This window comes from Paenibacillus diazotrophicus, from assembly GCF_042610465.1.
The window spans coordinates 307,191-324,053 of sequence record NZ_JBGJZN010000001.1 but is presented as its reverse complement, the minus strand read 5'-3'; the positions used below and the strand labels follow the sequence as shown (position 1 = coordinate 324,053).

Annotated in this window: 15 protein-coding genes; all 15 read right to left on the bottom strand. The window is 47.3% G+C overall.

Annotated elements, in window-relative coordinates; genetic code table 11:
* Positions 1 to 21: 21 nt before the first annotated feature.
* Positions 22 to 1,119 (bottom strand): transcription termination factor NusA, encoded by a 1,098-nt coding sequence (gene nusA, locus ACAN54_RS01440; protein WP_379151436.1) that lies wholly within the window; start codon positions 1,117 to 1,119, stop codon positions 22 to 24.
* Between the two features lie 26 nt (positions 1,120 to 1,145).
* Complete coding sequence (rimP, locus tag ACAN54_RS01435; RefSeq protein WP_074088160.1) at positions 1,146 to 1,613, bottom strand: ribosome maturation factor RimP; 468 nt, start codon at positions 1,611 to 1,613, stop codon at positions 1,146 to 1,148.
* 247 nt (positions 1,614 to 1,860) lie between these two features.
* On the bottom strand, positions 1,861 to 6,186 hold the full coding sequence (locus tag ACAN54_RS01430; protein WP_379151432.1) for a PolC-type DNA polymerase III: 4,326 nt from the start codon (positions 6,184 to 6,186) through the stop codon (positions 1,861 to 1,863).
* A gap of 179 nt (positions 6,187 to 6,365) precedes the next feature.
* Positions 6,366 to 7,814, bottom strand: coding sequence for a proline--tRNA ligase (gene proS, locus ACAN54_RS01425; RefSeq protein ID WP_379151429.1), 1,449 nt, complete (start codon positions 7,812 to 7,814; stop codon positions 6,366 to 6,368).
* A gap of 137 nt (positions 7,815 to 7,951) precedes the next feature.
* Positions 7,952 to 9,226 carry an RIP metalloprotease RseP gene (gene rseP / locus ACAN54_RS01420; RefSeq protein WP_379151427.1) on the bottom strand — a complete coding sequence of 425 codons (1,275 nt, stop codon included), beginning with the start codon at positions 9,224 to 9,226 and terminating at the stop codon, positions 7,952 to 7,954.
* Between the two features lie 153 nt (positions 9,227 to 9,379).
* A complete protein-coding gene (locus ACAN54_RS01415) occupies positions 9,380 to 10,519 on the bottom strand; it encodes a 1-deoxy-D-xylulose-5-phosphate reductoisomerase (RefSeq protein ID WP_379151425.1) in 1,140 nt (379 codons plus the stop codon).
* Between the two features lie 21 nt (positions 10,520 to 10,540).
* Complete coding sequence (locus ACAN54_RS01410; protein WP_379151422.1) at positions 10,541 to 11,344, bottom strand: phosphatidate cytidylyltransferase; 804 nt, start codon at positions 11,342 to 11,344, stop codon at positions 10,541 to 10,543.
* Between the two features lie 21 nt (positions 11,345 to 11,365).
* On the bottom strand, positions 11,366 to 12,136 hold the full coding sequence (gene uppS, locus ACAN54_RS01405; RefSeq protein ID WP_379151419.1) for an undecaprenyl pyrophosphate synthase: 771 nt from the start codon (positions 12,134 to 12,136) through the stop codon (positions 11,366 to 11,368).
* A gap of 78 nt (positions 12,137 to 12,214) precedes the next feature.
* A complete protein-coding gene (frr, locus tag ACAN54_RS01400) occupies positions 12,215 to 12,769 on the bottom strand; it encodes a ribosome recycling factor (RefSeq protein WP_074088147.1) in 555 nt (184 codons plus the stop codon).
* Entirely contained in the window at positions 12,769 to 13,497 is a 729-nt protein-coding gene (pyrH, locus tag ACAN54_RS01395; protein ID WP_074088146.1) for a UMP kinase, read from the bottom strand. Before pyrH ends, frr begins: the two co-directional genes overlap by 1 nt.
* 97 nt (positions 13,498 to 13,594) lie before the next feature.
* A complete protein-coding gene (tsf, locus tag ACAN54_RS01390; protein ID WP_379151414.1) occupies positions 13,595 to 14,245 on the bottom strand; it encodes a translation elongation factor Ts in 651 nt (216 codons plus the stop codon).
* 133 nt (positions 14,246 to 14,378) lie between these two features.
* On the bottom strand, positions 14,379 to 15,080 hold the full coding sequence (gene rpsB / locus ACAN54_RS01385) for a 30S ribosomal protein S2 (protein ID WP_020434093.1): 702 nt from the start codon (positions 15,078 to 15,080) through the stop codon (positions 14,379 to 14,381).
* Between the two features lie 185 nt (positions 15,081 to 15,265).
* Complete coding sequence (locus ACAN54_RS01380; protein WP_379151410.1) at positions 15,266 to 15,904, bottom strand: hypothetical protein; 639 nt, start codon at positions 15,902 to 15,904, stop codon at positions 15,266 to 15,268.
* Entirely contained in the window at positions 15,901 to 16,476 is a 576-nt protein-coding gene (locus ACAN54_RS01375) for a hypothetical protein (protein ID WP_379151407.1), read from the bottom strand. The genes ACAN54_RS01380 and ACAN54_RS01375 overlap by 4 nt, the downstream gene beginning before the upstream one ends.
* Positions 16,477 to 16,512: 36 nt before the next feature.
* Complete coding sequence (locus tag ACAN54_RS01370; RefSeq protein ID WP_379151404.1) at positions 16,513 to 16,824, bottom strand: hypothetical protein; 312 nt, start codon at positions 16,822 to 16,824, stop codon at positions 16,513 to 16,515.
* Positions 16,825 to 16,863: the final 39 nt, after the last annotated feature.

The window sequence follows — 16,863 nt, the reverse complement described above, 5'->3', positions numbered from 1 at the left end:
CTCTAAAATAGAGCAGGTTGATTAGTCAATGGAGACGGAATCCTGATGCATTTCATCATTAGAAGTTCTTGGTCTGCCGTATTCCTGCTCTGCCTGGCTTTCGCTCTTGATATCAATTTTCCAGCCGGTCAGCTTCGCGGCAAGACGGGCATTCTGTCCTTTGATGCCGATCGCGAGCGACAATTGATAATCAGGAACAATGACACGGGCCATCTTTTCCGCTTCAAAGACTTGAACCTCAAGCACCTTGGAAGGGCTAAGCGCGTTCGCTACATACTCCTGAACCGCTTCGGAATAACGGACGATATCAATCTTCTCGCCGCGCAGCTCGGTGACGATCGTCTGAACACGTGTGCCTCTAGGACCTACGCATGAACCGACCGGATCCACTTCAGCATTGCGCGAGAAAACGGCAATCTTGGAACGGAAGCCAGCTTCACGGGCCACGGAGCGAATCTCGACAACACCGTCAAAAATCTCTGGGACCTCCAGCTCGAACAGGCGCTTCAAGAGGCCTGGATGGCTGCGGGACAGCATGATCTGAGGCCCTTTGGTGGTATTCTCAACCTTAGTGATATATGCCTTGATGCGCTCGCTTTGCTTGAACTTTTCTCCAGGCATCAGCTCGCTGAGCGGCAGAACCGCTTCGATTTTGCCAAGATCCACATAAATATTACGCATATCCTGACGCTGCACAAGGCCGGTAACAATATCATCTTCCTTGTCGATAAAAGCATTATAGATGAGTCCGCGCTCCGCTTCACGGATACGCTGAGTCACCACCTGCTTAGCAGTCTGGGCTGCAATACGGCCGAAATCACGCGGTGTTACTTCCAGCTCGGCGATATCCTCCAGCTGAAAATGAGGATTAATCTCCCGGGCAGACATCAGTGAAATTTCGGTCCGGGTATCCAGAACCTCTTCAACTATCAGTTTGCGTGCAAACACCTTGATTACACCTGTGTTGCGGTTCATATCCACACGCACATTCTGCGCCGCATTGAAGTTGCGTTTATAGCTGGAGATCAGCGCAGCTTCGATGGCTTCGAACAGCACATCCTTGCTGATGCCTTTCTCCCTTTCCAGTTCATTCATAGCTTCGATAAAATCCATACTCATGAAATTCCGGTCCCCCTTTCAAGACGTTAAAAAATAATGGCCAATCTCGCGCTGGCGACTTTGGCGTACGGTACTACATGTTCTTTTTTGCCCGCGGAGATGAGCAGTTCCTCGTTCTCGAACGAAAGCAAACGACCTTCGAATTCCTTAAGTCCTTGAATCGGCTCATACACCGTCACATAGACATCCTTGCCAACCGCTTTGGCAACGTCCGCAGCCTTTTTGAGCGGGCGCTCAGCACCCGGTGAGGATACCTCAAGAAAATAAGCCTCAGGTATAGGATCATTCTCATCCAGCTTCTGACTGAAATATTCGCTGATGGCACCACAGTCATCAATATCAATGCCGCCTTCTTTATCTACGAATATGCGCAAAAACCAGTTGGAGCCTTCCTTCACATATTCAACGTCCACCAGTTCGAAACCATTGTCCTCGAGATAGGGCCCGAGCATCTGCTCTACCGTTTGTTTAATTTGGGATTTAGGTGTGCTCAAAAGAAAATAACCTCCACGAACTTGTCTTTTGCTATATACCAAAGATAAAGAGTGGGTTTCCCCACTCTTTACACAACGGACTTATCTCATTATTACCAAAAAAATTATACCATAGTGCATCAGCACTGACAAGTGCCGGCCCTTGACTGCCTCGTGTAACAAGGTGCAAAAACGTGCTTTTCATCCGTTCCGCAACGGAGTTTTTGTACAATTCTTCTACAGCACATTTTCCAACTATACGAGGATGTTAGAAGAGTGAAAGCTGATTGCTCTCTGGTAATCCACGGAAGCAGCCCATGTTGCTCAGCAGTTCAACAACCGTCTTACTCGCCTTGGATTTCTGCTGGAAATCCTCGATGGACAGGAACTCCCCGGCATTCTTGGCTGCGGCAATATTAATTGCTGCATTATCTCCAATTCCTGCAAGTGAAGAGAACGGAGGAATCAGGCTTGTACCGTCCACAGTAAATTTGGTCGCATCCGAATGGTACAAATCGATATTTTTAAAGGTGAACCCCCGTGCGGTCATTTCCAGAGCCATTTCAAGTACAGGCAGCATCGCCTTTTCCTTCGGCAGTGCCTGAAAGCCTTTTTGCTCAATTTCAACAATTTGACGGGCAATGGCCTCATATCCTTTGCAACACAGCTCAATGTCAAAATCAGCCGCCCGCACCGTGAAATAAGTCGCATAATATTCGATAGGATAGTACAGCTTGAAATAGGCGGTCCGTACTGCAGATATGACATAGGCAGCAGCATGAGCCTTTGGGAACATGTACTGGATCTTGAGGCAGGAATCGATATACCATTGTGGAACTTTGCATTTCTTCATTTCCTCAATCCATTCGGCCGACAACCCTTTGCCCTTACGAACACTCTCCGTAATTTTGAACGCCAGACCTGCATCCATTCCCGCCTTGTAAATCAGAAATAGCATGATGTCATCACGGCAACCAATAACCGTCTTGATGTTGCAGGTATTGTTCTTGATCAGCTCCTGGGCATTGCCAAGCCAAACTCCTGTACCGTGGGACAAACCCGAGATCTGCAGAAGGTCGGCAAAGCTTGACGGCTTCGACTCTACAAGCATCTGGCGCACAAATTTGGTCCCCATCTCCGGCACCCCATAGGTTGCAACGGGTGTCCGGATCTGATCCGGTCTGACTCCCAGCGCATCCGTTGAATTAAACATGCTCATAACCTTGGGATCGTTCATCGGTATGGTGGTCGGATCCACACCAGTCAAGTCCTGGAGCATACGCATCATGGTCGGATCATCGTGACCCAGGATATCGAGCTTCAGCAGATTGGCGTCAAACGCATGATAATCGAAATGGGTGGTCTTCCATTCTGCAGTGACATCATCTGCCGGATACTGAACTGGGGTGATATCCTCAATCTCCATATAATCCGGCAAAACAACGATACCGCCGGGATGCTGCCCCGTACTCCGTTTCACACCAGTACAGCCCGCAGCCAGGCGTCCGACCTCGGCTCCGCGCCACCGCTTTTGATGATGCTCTTCGTATTTCTTCGTGAAGCCAAAAGCAGTCTTTTCTGCTACAGTACCGATGGTGCCTGCACGAAATACATTGTCCGGTCCAAACATGGTCTTGGTGAAATTATGGGCGTTCGGTTGATATTCACCTGAAAAGTTAAGATCGATATCGGGAACCTTATCTCCTTTAAAGCCGAGGAACGTCTCAAACGGAATATCCTGCCCTTCGCCTTTAAGCTTACCTCCACAATCCGGACATGCTTTATCTGGAAGGTCGAACCCGCTTGGCACGCTGCCGTCTAGAAACCACTCATTGTGCTTGCATTCAGGATTTGTACAAATATAATGGGCAGGCAGCGGATTAACCTCGGAGATTCCGAGAAAGGTTGCCACCACTGATGAACCTACAGAACCACGTGAACCTACCAAGTAACCATCCTGATTGGATTTCTTAACAAGCCGTTCAGAGATGAGATAGTTGGCAGAGAAGCCGTACTTGATAATTGGCGCAAGTTCTTTTTCTAACCGGGCAACGACTACCTCAGGCAGTTCTTCGCCATAGATCGATTTTGCCGTATTATAGCAGGTTTCCCGTATTTCATCGTCTGCCCCTTCGATTATGGGTGTGAACAGATCACTAGGGAAAAGTGGATACTCCTCAAAACGCTCAGCTAATGCCACTGTATTAGTGACAACAACCTCCATCGCTTTTTCTGCGCCAAGGAATTCAAATTCAGCCAGCATCTCATCCGTAGTGCGGAAATGAGCATCCGGTTTGCGCTGATCTTTCAGCGGGCTGAAGCCAGTAATTCCATGAATCGTAATATCACGGAACAGCTTATCCCTTGGTTCAAGGTAATGAACATTCCCCGTAGCAATAACAGGTTTGTTCAACTGCTCGCCAATCTCACAAATCTTGTGTACGACACCCCGTAAGTCCTCTGGACTGGCGACAAAACCCTTGTCTACCAGATGCATGTACATCGTCAGGGGTTGAATCTCCAAAACATCATAAAATTGTGCAACTTCCATTGCCTCTTCTGTAGTCTTGTTCAGGACCGCCTCGAAAAACTCACCCCGTTCACACCCGGAAATCACCAGCAGACCGTCCCTATGCTCTTCGAGCTTGGACTTAGGTATACATGGCACCCGCTTGTAATACTCTGTATGAGATAGTGAAATCAGCTTGTACAGATTCTTTTTGCCCACAGGATTCAGTGCATATATGCCGCAGTGAAACGGCCGGGTGTTCGAGAGGTCATTGCCTACATAATCATTCAACCGGTCCAATCGGGTCAGATTCTTGAGCTTCTCCGCATCGGCCAGCAGGCCGTTCAGGATGCCCCCCAGCGCAATAGTATCGTCTATCGCACGGTGATGACTCTCGAGCAGTACTTTATACTTATCTGCTAAGGTATTCAGTCTGTGATTCTTCATGCTAGGGAACAAAAGGCGCGCCAGCTCCAGTGTGTCCAGCGAAGGGTTTGGCAATATCGGCTTGCCCAGCTTCACTAGCGATGCCTGAATGAATCCCATATCGAACCTAGCATTGTGGGCTACTAGGATGCTGTCACCTACAAACTCCACAAACTTCTGAAGCACAGGCTCCAGATCCGGTGCATCCTTCACCATTTCATCCGTGATATTGGTCAGCTGCTGAATATGATAAGGAATTTTTTCATGCGGGTTCACAAAGGTTGAATAACGGTCCAGTTCCTTCCCTTCGCACATCTTTATGGCCGCAAGCTCCGTTATGTTATTGCGTGTAATCGACAAACCGGTGGTCTCGATATCGAATACAACATAGGTCGCTTTTTTCAGTTCCAAGGGCTGTGGGTTCTCCACAATATTAACCGAGTCATTAACAACATTGGCTTCTACGCCGTACAGCATCTTGATTTTGTGTTTATGGGCAGCATGATCCGCATCAGGAAAGCTTTGGACTACACCATGATCCGAGACGGCAATCGCCGGATGGCCCCACTTCGCGGCTGTTTTGACATAGGCATCAATAGGAGTTACTGCATCCATGGTGCTCATAGTCGTATGCAGATGGAATTCCACTCTCTTCACAGGAGCTGTATCTTTCCGGGCAGGCGGCGCCTGAACCTCGGACAAATCCGAAGGAATCATCACCAGCTCTGGAATTTGCATGAAACGGTCATATTCCACTTTGCCGCGTGCTCTAACCCATTTGCCGTTAGCTAATTGTCCCATGACCTTCAGATCTTCCTTGGTTTTGGCGAACATCTTAATTTGCAGAGAATCCGTAAAGTCGGTAATACAGAAAGTGAACAAGGTATTTCCGTTGCGAAGTTCCTTGCTCTCGAGACCGAAGATAGTCCCTTGGATCGTGATCTTCTTTTCCTCATCCTGAATCTCTAGGATAGGCACAGCCTGCTCCTTAATTTCATAACCAACCTGCAGCTTAATAATCTCATTTGGATCTCTATCGTCCTCTGGTTCATCAGGCTCACTGGCCATCATCATCATTTCCACCAGTTCACGTTGTTCTTGCTGCAGTTTCTGCTGGAATTCCTCATAGGCATCCGCTTTACTCTCATTCTCCGCAATCTGGAGCTTAACTTTCAGAGAGAGCCCGAAGAATTTATCGTAAAACTTCACTATCGCGCCTTCGATCCCCTTTTTGCGGGCCAATTCCAGTGACATCGAATCACTTAGACTCAGCAAAAGTGTATCGTCCTGCAGCTCTTGTGTTGAGCGGGTAAGCCAGCCATTGACAGAAGGGATTTCACGCTGAACCCACTCCAGAAAAAGGCCCCAATATTCCTGTACCAGCTCCGCTCTGCTGATTTTGTTATCATATAGAAACAAGAAGCTGACTTTGGCTATATGCTGCAGCTTCTCTCGCATTCTGAGCACAAAGGTCCGGTACGTCTGGGCCGGAACCAAACTTTCTTTGACAATTACAATATGCCAGTCATGGTTGCCGCGGCTGATCTCCACACGTTCAATGTATCCATCCAAGAAGTAAGGATCAATGATCGCGGGCGGGATTTCTCCTTGTTTCATCAAAAGCTCGAACCGCTTTCTTCTCTCCACGTTCTGTTCCATGCTTCCCCCACCTAACTTACGCAATGATATAAATGCCTGATTTCAGCAAATAGTAGTATAAGACAGATTTAAAAAGCTTCCGGGTCAAAAAGCTTTGGGTTCTTTCGGCCCGCCGACTCCTCTCACCAGAAGCTAGATTAACATCCTATATTCTTTATCATAAACAATGCTGAACCAAATTAATAGGCTTTGGCAAAAACAACCGTATGCGCTGCAGGTTTACCGCAGCAGATGCACACCTGCTTTGTCTCTGCGGGGTTGAATGGAATGTTTCGGCTGGTTGCACCAGTTTCTTCCTTCACCTTGGATTCGCACTCCTCAGTGCCGCACCAGCCTGCCAGCGCAAAACCGCGTTTCTCATCCATAGAAGCCTTCATTTCATCAAGTGTATCCACCGAATAGAAGTGATCCTCACGGAATTTAAGTGCCCGCTCGAACATCTCATTATGAACCTGCTCCAGCATTGCTTGGACTTCTTCTACCAGATCCGCTTGCTGAATGACCTTCTTCTCACCGCTGATCCGTGAGACCAGCACACAGACACCATTCTCCATATCACGCGGCCCCAGTTCGAGACGGACAGGCACTCCGCGCATTTCGTACTCATTGAACTTCCATCCTGGAGTCACATCCGCCCGGTCATCTACACGTACGCGGACCCCAGCTTTTTTGAGTTCCTGGAACAGCTCGTCCGTCCGGCCAATGACAGCGTCACGAGTCTTAGGCGGTCCGATCGGAATCATAATAACTTGGGTAGGCGCAACTTTTGGCGGTAACGCGAGTCCTCTGTCATCACCGTGAACCATAATCATGGAACCAATCAGACGTGTACTGGTTCCCCATGAAGTGGTATGCACGTGCTCAAGCACATTTTCCCGGCTCAGGTACTGGATTTCAAAAGCAACTGCAAATTTGGTGCCCAGGTAGTGAGAAGTTCCCGCCTGTACAGCACGTCCATCCTTCATCATGGCTTCAATGGAATAGGTATCTACTGCACCGGCAAAACGTTCCGAAGGGGTCTTTTGACCGGTAATTACCGGAATTGCCAGATAGCCTTCTACAAAATCACGATAGATTTCAAGCATCTGCATCGTTTCTTCACGTGCTTCAGCTTCATTCTCATGAGCAGTATGTCCTTCCTGCCACAGGAATTCACTGGTGCGGATAAAAGGAAGTGTACGCTTCTCCCAACGGACCACGTTAGCCCATTGATTGATCAAAACAGGGAGATCACGGTATGACTGAATCCATTTGGAATACATATGCCCGATCATGGTCTCTGAAGTAGGCCGGATTGCCAGACGCTCTTCTAATTTATCGCCGCCCGCTTCCGTTACCCAAGGGAGTTCCGGATTGAATCCTTCAATATGATCCTTTTCCTTTTGGAAAAAGCTCTCCGGAATGAAAAGCGGAAAATAAGCATTACGATGTCCTGTTTCCTTGAACCGGCGGTTCATTTCTTCCTGGATATGTTCCCAGATTTCAAAACCATCCGGTTTGAATACAATGCAACCCCGGACTGGTGAATAGTCCATCAAATCAGCTTTTTTGATAACATCAATGTACCAGCGTGAGAAATCTTCACCTTGCGGTGTAATCTCAGTAACGAACTGCTTATCTTTGGCCATGTAGTGAAACTCCTCCTAAATTCGCCCCACAAAGTGTCGAATATTCCTCAACGCTGATTCAATTACTTTGCGGGGACTCCAAAAGATGTAAACCCAAGCAAAAATATAAGGATAAAGATTATATGGAACAAAAGGAATCAACCGCTTATGAGCCGCAATATATCATTATACGTCACAGCTATCATCACCAGGAACAACATCGCGAAGCCGACAAAATGGACCATACCCTCATGGCCAGGATCAACCGGCTTACCCCGCAAAGCTTCTACACCAAGGAAGACCAGGCGGCTTCCGTCAAGCGCGGGAATCGGCAGCAGATTAAATATTCCCAGATACAGACTTAGAATAGCAGCCCAATAGGTTAAATACTGAATCCCTTGCTGTGCGATCTGGCCGGTCAATTTCGCCGTACCAACCGGTCCTGAAATATCATCCATGTTAAAATTATTGATTAATTGCTTAAAGCCCATGAAGATTGCCTTAGTGGTATCCACCATAGCTATACCCGATTTGGAGAATGTCTCTCCAATACCGGCATGGCGTGTGGGCAGCTCTGGAGTAATACCCACTTTCCCGCCTTCTTCTCCCTCCATACTACGGGGGATCATAGCCACGTTATAGGTTTCCTCACCTCGCTGCAATGTCCACTGCATCTCTTTGCCTTTGGAGGCCGAGGTTAGCGAGATCATCTTCTGATAATCCCCGCCGATTTTCTCACCGTTAACAGATACCACGATGTCGCCTTTCTGCAGTCCTGCTTCCTCTGCCGGCATGTTGGCACTTACATCACCAATTTTCACATACGTAGGATTCTCAATGGGAATTCCAGCCATTTGCAGATGCAGACCAAACAGCACAAAAGCGAGTATGAAATTCATCACTGGACCTGCAAAAATAGCAATGGCTCGCTGACCAACGGTTTTACTGCCGAATTGGCGGTCCTTAGGCGCAATTTGCGTCTGTTGGGTGCCTTTAATCAGCATAGCTTGCGGATGAACGTCGTATACAGTGACTTCCCCATCCACGTCCAAACGGATCTTCAATTCTTGTTCCAAATCCGTGTACTGTGCTTCACCGCGGATCACATTTCTGCGTGTGTCGAGGGAATCCAGGTAAATATTCTTCACTTTGTTATCTTGCCCCAGCCTTACGGCAATGGTTTGTCCAGGACCAATCTCAATAATCTCCGGATCTTCTCCGGCCATCCTTGCATAACCCCCGAAGGGCAGCAGACGAAGCGTGAACTGGGTTTCATTTCGTTTATAAGAAAACAGTTTCGGGCCGAAACCGATGGCAAACTCCCGCACAAGAATACCGGCGCGTTTGGCAAAATAATAATGTCCCCATTCATGTACTGTCACCAGTACAAAGAACATGAGCACCGTTAAAAAGACGACTCTTACCATTTCCATGCGTAACTTTCCCCCTTTAGGTGTAAGACCGAAGTATGTCCTCTTAATTTATCATTATTCCAAGACCGTGCACAAGAGAATCAACAGCTTCAGCCTATTTTTCAGGGTAAAGCAAAAATTCACCGATAAAACTTGATAATAACAGATTATGACTTACAACTTACTTGCTAATTCACGTGTTGTACGGTCGCAATACTCAATTTGTTCCAGATCCGGGTATGCAACCGTTACATGATGCTGAAGGACTTCATCAATAATCTCTTCAATCCGCAGGAAAGAAATCTCATGACGCAGAAAACGGGCGACTGCAATTTCATTGGCAGCATTAAAGGCAGTAGTATTCGTGCCTCCAGCCTTCCCACATTCTATCGCAAGCTTCAAAGCTGGAAAACGCTCATAGTCCATTTCCCGGAAGGTTAGCCGGCCAATCTCTGCCAAAGACAGTCGATTGGCGGGTGAAGACCATCGTTCAGGATAGGTGAGCGCATACTGGATGGGAACACGCATATCCGGGGTACCCAACTGAGCGATTATGCTACTGTCCTTGAACTCTACATAAGAGTGAATAATGCTTTCCGGATGAAGCAGTACCTGAATTTGTTCATAAGGAAGACCAAACAGCCAATGCGCTTCAATTACCTCTAGCCCCTTGTTCACCATAGTTGCCGAGTCAATCGTGATTTTGGAACCCATGCTCCAGTTCGGATGTCGAAGGGCATCTTCAACCGTAACCTTCTTTAACTGTTCTCGAGTATAATCCCGAAAAGAGCCGCCGGAGGCGGTAAGCGTAATACTGGCAACATCTTGACGGTTCTCACCATTAAGACACTGAAATATGGCAGAATGCTCACTGTCGACTGGCAGTAATTGAACGCCTTTTCTCACCGCACGCTCTGTAACCAGATGCCCGGCTGTAACCAGTGTTTCCTTGTTGGCTAAACCAATATGTCTTCCAGCATCAATAGCTGCAAGTGTAGATTGCAGGCCGACACTGCCCATAACCGCTGTTACCAAAGTGTCTGCATCCCCGCCGGCAGCGATTTCAACCAGTCCTTCATTTCCGCTGAATAGCTCTACTCCCTCAGGAAGACTCGTCCTGATCTCCTCAGCCAGCTCTTTGGTGGACACAGAAACACGACGCGGTTTGAAACGTTGAACTTGCTCCAATAGTAAAGCTGTATTGCTGCCCGCAGCCAAACCCTCCACTGAAAAGGCATCGGGATGCATGGCGATTACATCCAGCGTCTGTGTCCCGATCGAACCCGTAGAGCCGAGAATACTTATTCTTTTCACAGTATAACCTTCTCCCTGGCATTAATAGTAAGGCATAAGCATTACGATATGTACGAAAGGAAATACGATAATCCAGCTGTCGCAGCGGTCAAGGATACCTCCATGACCAGGCAGCAGCGAGCCTGAATCCTTAATACCGTACACCCGTTTATAGGCAGACTGTACAAGATCTCCAAGCTGACCGAGAACCGCGCAGGAAATCCCGATAAGAAGCGCACGACCTATAGTCAGCAGATCAGGAATAAATAAGGCAAAACCAATTGCAATCAGAATGGAGATCAACACCCCTCCAAGGGCTCCCTCCACCGTTTTGTTGGGGCTTATAGCCGGCCACAGCTTATTCTTGCCAAAGCTTCTGCCTACAAAATAAGCACCAGCATCACTGCCCCATATACAGCACAACAGCAGGAAGGTCCAGATCAAACCATGCCCATCGCCTGCTCCGCGGGCAATAGCCATATAGGAAAAACCCATTCCTATGTATATTATTCCAGTAAACAATAGAGCTGTGATTTTTATATCCAATTTATTCTTGCTAATTACTGTCAGGAGCAGGAACACCAGCATTAATAGCCAAATCCCTTGTTCCCAAGAAAACCATTCAGAAATACCGATCATATTCCAAGGGATCATGAAACACATTACGGACAGATAACCCATCATAGCGGTACCGCCGAAAGTCTGTATGCCAGTCATTTTCATAAATTCATAAAAGCCTATGAGCGCCATAGCTGTGAGCAGCAGCTGGTACGGCCAGCCCCCCAAAAAGCACAATCCTAAAAATACTGCTCCGGCTATCACCCCGGTTATTAATCGCTGCTTCAAAGGTTCCCATCTCCCATCAGGCTACTTCAGACCACCATATCGGCGTGTTCGGCGCTGATACTCCGCCACAGCCTGTAGTAAATGCGTCTTGTCAAATTCCGGCCAGTAAGCATCTGTAAACCAGAATTCACTGTAGGCCAGCTGCCAGAGCATAAAGTTGCTGAGACGCATTTCTCCGCTTGTGCGGATCAGAAGATCAGGGTCAGGCATTCCTGAAGTTAACAGTCTGCTGTCTATCAGGTCAGATGTAATATCTTCCGGTGATAATATTCCATCTTTTATATCCTGTCCCAATCCACGCATGCAATCCTCAATCTCTTTGCGCGAACCATAATTCAAGGCAAAATTCAATATAAGTCCCGTATTGTGCTTGGTACGGTTGACCGCTTCCTCCATAGCTTTTCGGGTATGAGAAGGCAGTGCATCAGTGTCGCCCATCACACGTACTTGCACATTTTTTTCGATAAGCTCATCAAGCTCCAGAGCCAGAAACTCGACTGGCAGACGCATTAAAAAGTCAACTTCTTCCTTCGGCCGTTTCCAGTTCTCGGTAGAGAAAGCGTACATGGTCAAGAACTCCACACCCAGATCGTTCGCGGCAATCGTGGTTCGTTTGACTGCCTTCATCCCGTTCTGGTGGCCAACAATCCGCGGCAATCCGCGGCGTTTAGCCCAGCGGCCATTTCCGTCCATAATGACAGCCACATGCCGGGGAATATTATCCGGTGAAATCTCGACTGGCTCCTGTTGCCTGTCTTTACGGCTCAGCCATGCTCGAATCCGTTTGATCATTTCCGTTTCCTCCAAGCTCTTATCAGAAAGAGACAAACCCCACCATGTGCGGAGGGGCTTGAAGTCTCTTGAATTTCATTATACTTCCATAATCTCTTTTTCTTTGGCCAAGAGCACTTTATCAACTTCAGCTATGAACTTATCCGTTGACTTCTGGATGTCTTCTTGGTGCCCGTGTGATTCATCTTCAGAAATACCGTTTTTCTCCATCTTTTTGATGTCATCATTAGCATCTCGACGGATATTACGGATAGCCACCTTGGCTTCTTCGCCAAATTTCTTGGTGAACTTTACAAGCTCACTGCGGCGTTCTTCCGTAAGCGGTGGAATGGAAAGACGGATGATTGTACCGTCATTGGCCGGAGTAATTCCAATATCCGATTTCATGATCGCCCGTTCGATGTCCGACATTGAGGTTTTATCCCAAGGCTGGATCAACAGCGTCCGTGAGTCCGGTGTACTGATGTTGGCCAACTGGTTGATCGGAGTAGGCGCACCGTAGTATTCAACTTGGATACGGTCCAGGAGTGACGTAGAAGCACGTCCTGCCCGTAATGTTGCCAAATCGCGTTTCAGGGATAAAATCGCTTTTTCCATACGCTCTTCGGCATTTTTCTTAACCGATTGTGGCATTAATCTACACTCCCTTTAACAATCGTCCCGATCTTCTCACCGAGAACGACACGTTTGATATTGCCTTGTTCTGTAATAGCAAACACAATGAGCGGTATATTATTATCCATGCACAGAGAGGAAGCGGTGGAATCCATGACGCCAAGATTTTTGTTGAGCACATCCATGTACGTAAGCTGCTCATATTTCTCGGCTGTACTGTCTTTGAATGGGTCAGCAGAATATACACCATCCACTTTGTTCTTCGCCATCAGAATGACTTCTGCTTCAATTTCGGCTGCCCTTAGAGCTGCAGTTGTATCCGTGGAGAAGAACGGATTACCCGTACCCGCTGCAAAAATAACAACGCGGCCCTTCTCTAAATGCCGGATAGCACGGCGGCGAATATACGGTTCAGCAATCTGCTGCATGGAAATTGAAGTCTGCACCCGTGTAGGTACATCAATCTGTTCCAATGCATCCTGAAGAGCAAGCGAGTTCATGACTGTGGCAAGCATTCCCATATAATCAGCTGTAGCACGATCAATCCCACTTGCACTGCCCGCGATTCCACGCCAGATATTGCCTCCACCGCACACAATAGCAACCTGAACCCCTAGCTCAACGACTTCCTTGACTTGTTCCGCGATGGAAATAATCGTCTCGGCATCAATGCCATATCCGTTTTGACCCGCGAGTGATTCACCGCTAACCTTAAGGACTACTCTCTTAAATACCGGCTGTTCCAATTGTATACCCTCACTTTCTTACAAAAGGCGGAACACTACGTGTATGTGTTCCGCTCTTTTGATGCTTGCCTTATTCAATTCAGTATGCAGATTGCTATTATTGATTTACTTGCGCCATAACTTCTTCTACAAAATTGTCGACTTTCTTTTCCAGGCCTTCGCCCAGCTCGAAACGGACAAAACGACGGATCGAAATGTTTTCGCCGATGGTGCTGATTTTTTCATTCAGCAGTTGAGAAATGGTCTTGTCTTGATCTTTAACGAAGGCTTGTTCAAGCAAACAGTATTCTTCATAGAACTTGCTGATACGTCCTTCAACCATTTTTTCAACAATTTTCTCAGGCTTGCCTTCGTTCAGGGCTTGAGCCTTCAGAATTTCTTTTTCTTTCTCTACAGCTTCAGCAGGCACTTCTTCACGACGAACATACAGCGGATTTGCTGCAGCGATCTGCATAGCGATGTCGCGTGCGAATTCTCTGAAAGAATCCGTTTTACCTACGAAGTCAGTTTCGCAGTTAATTTCAACAAGTACACCGATACGTCCGCCAGCATGGATATAAGATTCAACAACACCTTCAGTGGCAATACGTCCAGCTTTGTTCGCAGCTGCGGAGAGGCCTTTTTCACGAAGCAATTCCGCTGCTTTTGTAATGTCGTTATTCGCTTCTTCGAGCGCTTTTTTGCAATCCAGCATTCCTGCGCCTGTTCTTTCGCGAAGTTCTTTTACTGCTTTTGCATCTACTGCCATTGTTAATTCCCTCCAGATAATTGTCGTTATGTTACATGTTTCATGTCTATTATCCTAAAAAAAGGGCAGTGAGAGGTTATCCACCTGCCAACCACCCTTTTCATTTAAGTTCTTGTTAAGTTCCAGACACTACTTAAGCTGTAGTTGTATCTTCGCCCTGGTGAGCTTCTACAACAGCATCAGCCATTTTACCAGTAAGCAATTTCACGGCGCGGATTGCGTCGTCATTACCCGGGATTACGTAGTCGATTTCATCCGGATCACAGTTAGTATCAACGATAGCTACGATAGGGATACCCAGTTTGCGAGCTTCTGCAACAGCGATACGCTCTTTACGCGGGTCAATGATGAACAGCGCGCTAGGAAGACCTTTCATGTTCTTGATACCGCCCAGGAATTTCTCAAGACGATCTTTCTCTTTGCGGAGAAGGATTACTTCTTTCTTAGGCAGAACTGCGAAGGTACCATCTTCTTCCCAAAGTTCCAATTTCTTCAGACGGTCAATCCGTTTCTGAATAGTCTGGAAGTTAGTCAGAGTACCACCGAGCCAACGTTGGTTAATGAAGAACATACCCGAACGTTCAGCTTCTTCTTTTACGGAATCTTGTGCTTGTTTCTTTGTTCCTACGAATAGGATTGTGCCGTTGTCGCCAGCGACGCTTTTTACAAAGTTGTAAGCTTCCTCTACCTTTTTAACCGTTTTTTGCAGGTCAATAATGTAAATTCCGTTTCTTTCAGTGAAGATATAACGATCCATCTTTGGATTCCAACGACGAGTCTGATGACCGAAGTGTACCCCAGCTTCGAGAAGCTGCTTCATGGAGATTACTGCCATCTTCACACACCTCCTAGTATTGGTTTTTTGTGTGTCTCCTCCGCCGCGTGTCATTTTCCTACAAGACTTTCTTCAGAAGAAAGCACCCCTTGTCGAAATCAACCGGCGTGTGTTTTAACACCGTTTATTACTATAACATAATAAAATAACGTATGCAACGCTTCATATGAATTTCTTCGGCGAATTTACTTTACGGTAATTAATTTGTCAATGATAGAATTAATACTCTCATCCTTTGTAAAGCTGTACCCGCCATATTGAATTCTGGTATTAGCTTTGCGGCTGTCCGCACTTTTCAAAAACTCTGCTTTGTCCTCAATGACTCCGGCTTCTTCCAAAAGATCCGCAGTCTCAGAGAGTGTTATTCCTGTAGGGATTTTAACGGAAATGGCGCCTGAAGGAGCAGGTGTAGTAGGCGGATTAACTGACGAAGATGTCACCTTTGGCTTAACAGCAGCCGATGTAGATGGATTAGCAGGCGTCGAAGGTTTCACAGGTTTATTAGCATCTGTGGGTTTAGTGGCAGCCTTTGGCGAAGCAGCAGGAGATGCTTGTGGTGAAGCAGATGGCTTAGGAGAGCCAGAGATTGCTGAAGTATTCTTTTCTTTTGCAGCGTCCTCTGCATCCTTCCCTGCATTTTCCCCACCCTCAACTGGTTTTTCTGCTGCAGGATCATTAATAGTTAAGTTGAGTTTGGCCGCTTCCTTGACCAGCTCATCTTTGGTCATAGGAGCAGCTCCTCCCGAGAGCATTACTTGCAGGAGCAACGCGCCGATAATCAACCCTGCACCAAGTCCAAACATGAATGAACGATTCTTGATCACACGGACTCCTCCTGTTTGGCCAGCTGCAAAATCAGCTGAACTTCACCACGCTGAAGTCCTGCCGTCTTAGCAATGGAGTCGATAGATTTCCCTTGTTCATGAAGTTCAAACAACCGGGGATAACGCTGTTTGATTGAACTTACCGGTTTCGGTTTGGGAACAGGTGCTTCAGTTACTGTCTCGGATTGCACATTCTGGTCAGGAACTTGAGGAACAGACACATTCCCCTTTCCAAAAGCCGCTGACAGCTGCAAGAGGCTTTTCTCCTCAGAGGTCAGTCTGGCATCAAGCAGCATTGAGTTTTTTTGCAACTCAGCCAACTGCTCCTTCAATCCGGTAATCTCCTCTTGAAGTGCTGTCCGGTTATTCTGCGACTGTTGCTTGATACTGCTGACCAGTTGTAGCATGTTGTCATGATCACGCTCTATGTCTGCCATATACAATTCAAGCGCGGCTTCCGTTTCTTTTAGGCTCTGTCTGTCTGCTGACTCTTCCTTAGCACGAGCTGGCAGTCTCAGGGCATAAACGATAACGACAGCGCCTACCAGCACGATGTATACCCATGGTTGCAAGTGCCATATCTCCTTTTGAAGTTCAATTCAAGAATATTATAGACTCAGGTCAATACGACGCCCCTTATAAGGATGCTCAGCGTCATGACTGGTCTCCGGCTTCTGATGTTTATGAGGGTTTGAATGGGAGCCGGATTGATGTTGTCCGCTTCCGTCATCACGCAAAGCAGATTCAGCAGACTCATCCACTTCACTGCTCCGATGGGCGAGCTGCTCCGTTCCTTTTACATTCTGATCGGCCAGCTGCTGCTGATCCAGCGCTGGCCGATGCTGCAGCCCATTTTGAATTTTACCCGCCTCGGTTGTCCGGGGTACAGCAATTTGGAGTTCCACTGGTTTCAGGCTCATACTACCCTCTCCTCACTGAAGTGGTTACAGAAGCGGTCT

Coding starts and splice junctions, on each gene's coding strand:
- rpsB (WP_020434093.1), bottom strand. CDS start 15,080: ATGGCAGTAATCTCCATGAAGCAGCTTCTCGAAGCTGGGGTACACTTC.
- ACAN54_RS01430 (WP_379151432.1), bottom strand. CDS start 6,186: ATGGAACAGAACGTGGAGAGAAGAAAGCGGTTCGAGCTTTTGATGAAA.
- nusA (WP_379151436.1), bottom strand. CDS start 1,119: ATGAGTATGGATTTTATCGAAGCTATGAATGAACTGGAAAGGGAGAAA.
- uppS (WP_379151419.1), bottom strand. CDS start 12,136: ATGATCAAACGGATTCGAGCATGGCTGAGCCGTAAAGACAGGCAACAG.
- proS (WP_379151429.1), bottom strand. CDS start 7,814: ATGGCCAAAGATAAGCAGTTCGTTACTGAGATTACACCGCAAGGTGAA.
- rseP (WP_379151427.1), bottom strand. CDS start 9,226: ATGGAAATGGTAAGAGTCGTCTTTTTAACGGTGCTCATGTTCTTTGTA.
- ACAN54_RS01370 (WP_379151404.1), bottom strand. CDS start 16,824: ATGAGCCTGAAACCAGTGGAACTCCAAATTGCTGTACCCCGGACAACC.
- tsf (WP_379151414.1), bottom strand. CDS start 14,245: ATGGCAGTAGATGCAAAAGCAGTAAAAGAACTTCGCGAAAGAACAGGC.
- frr (WP_074088147.1), bottom strand. CDS start 12,769: ATGCCACAATCGGTTAAGAAAAATGCCGAAGAGCGTATGGAAAAAGCG.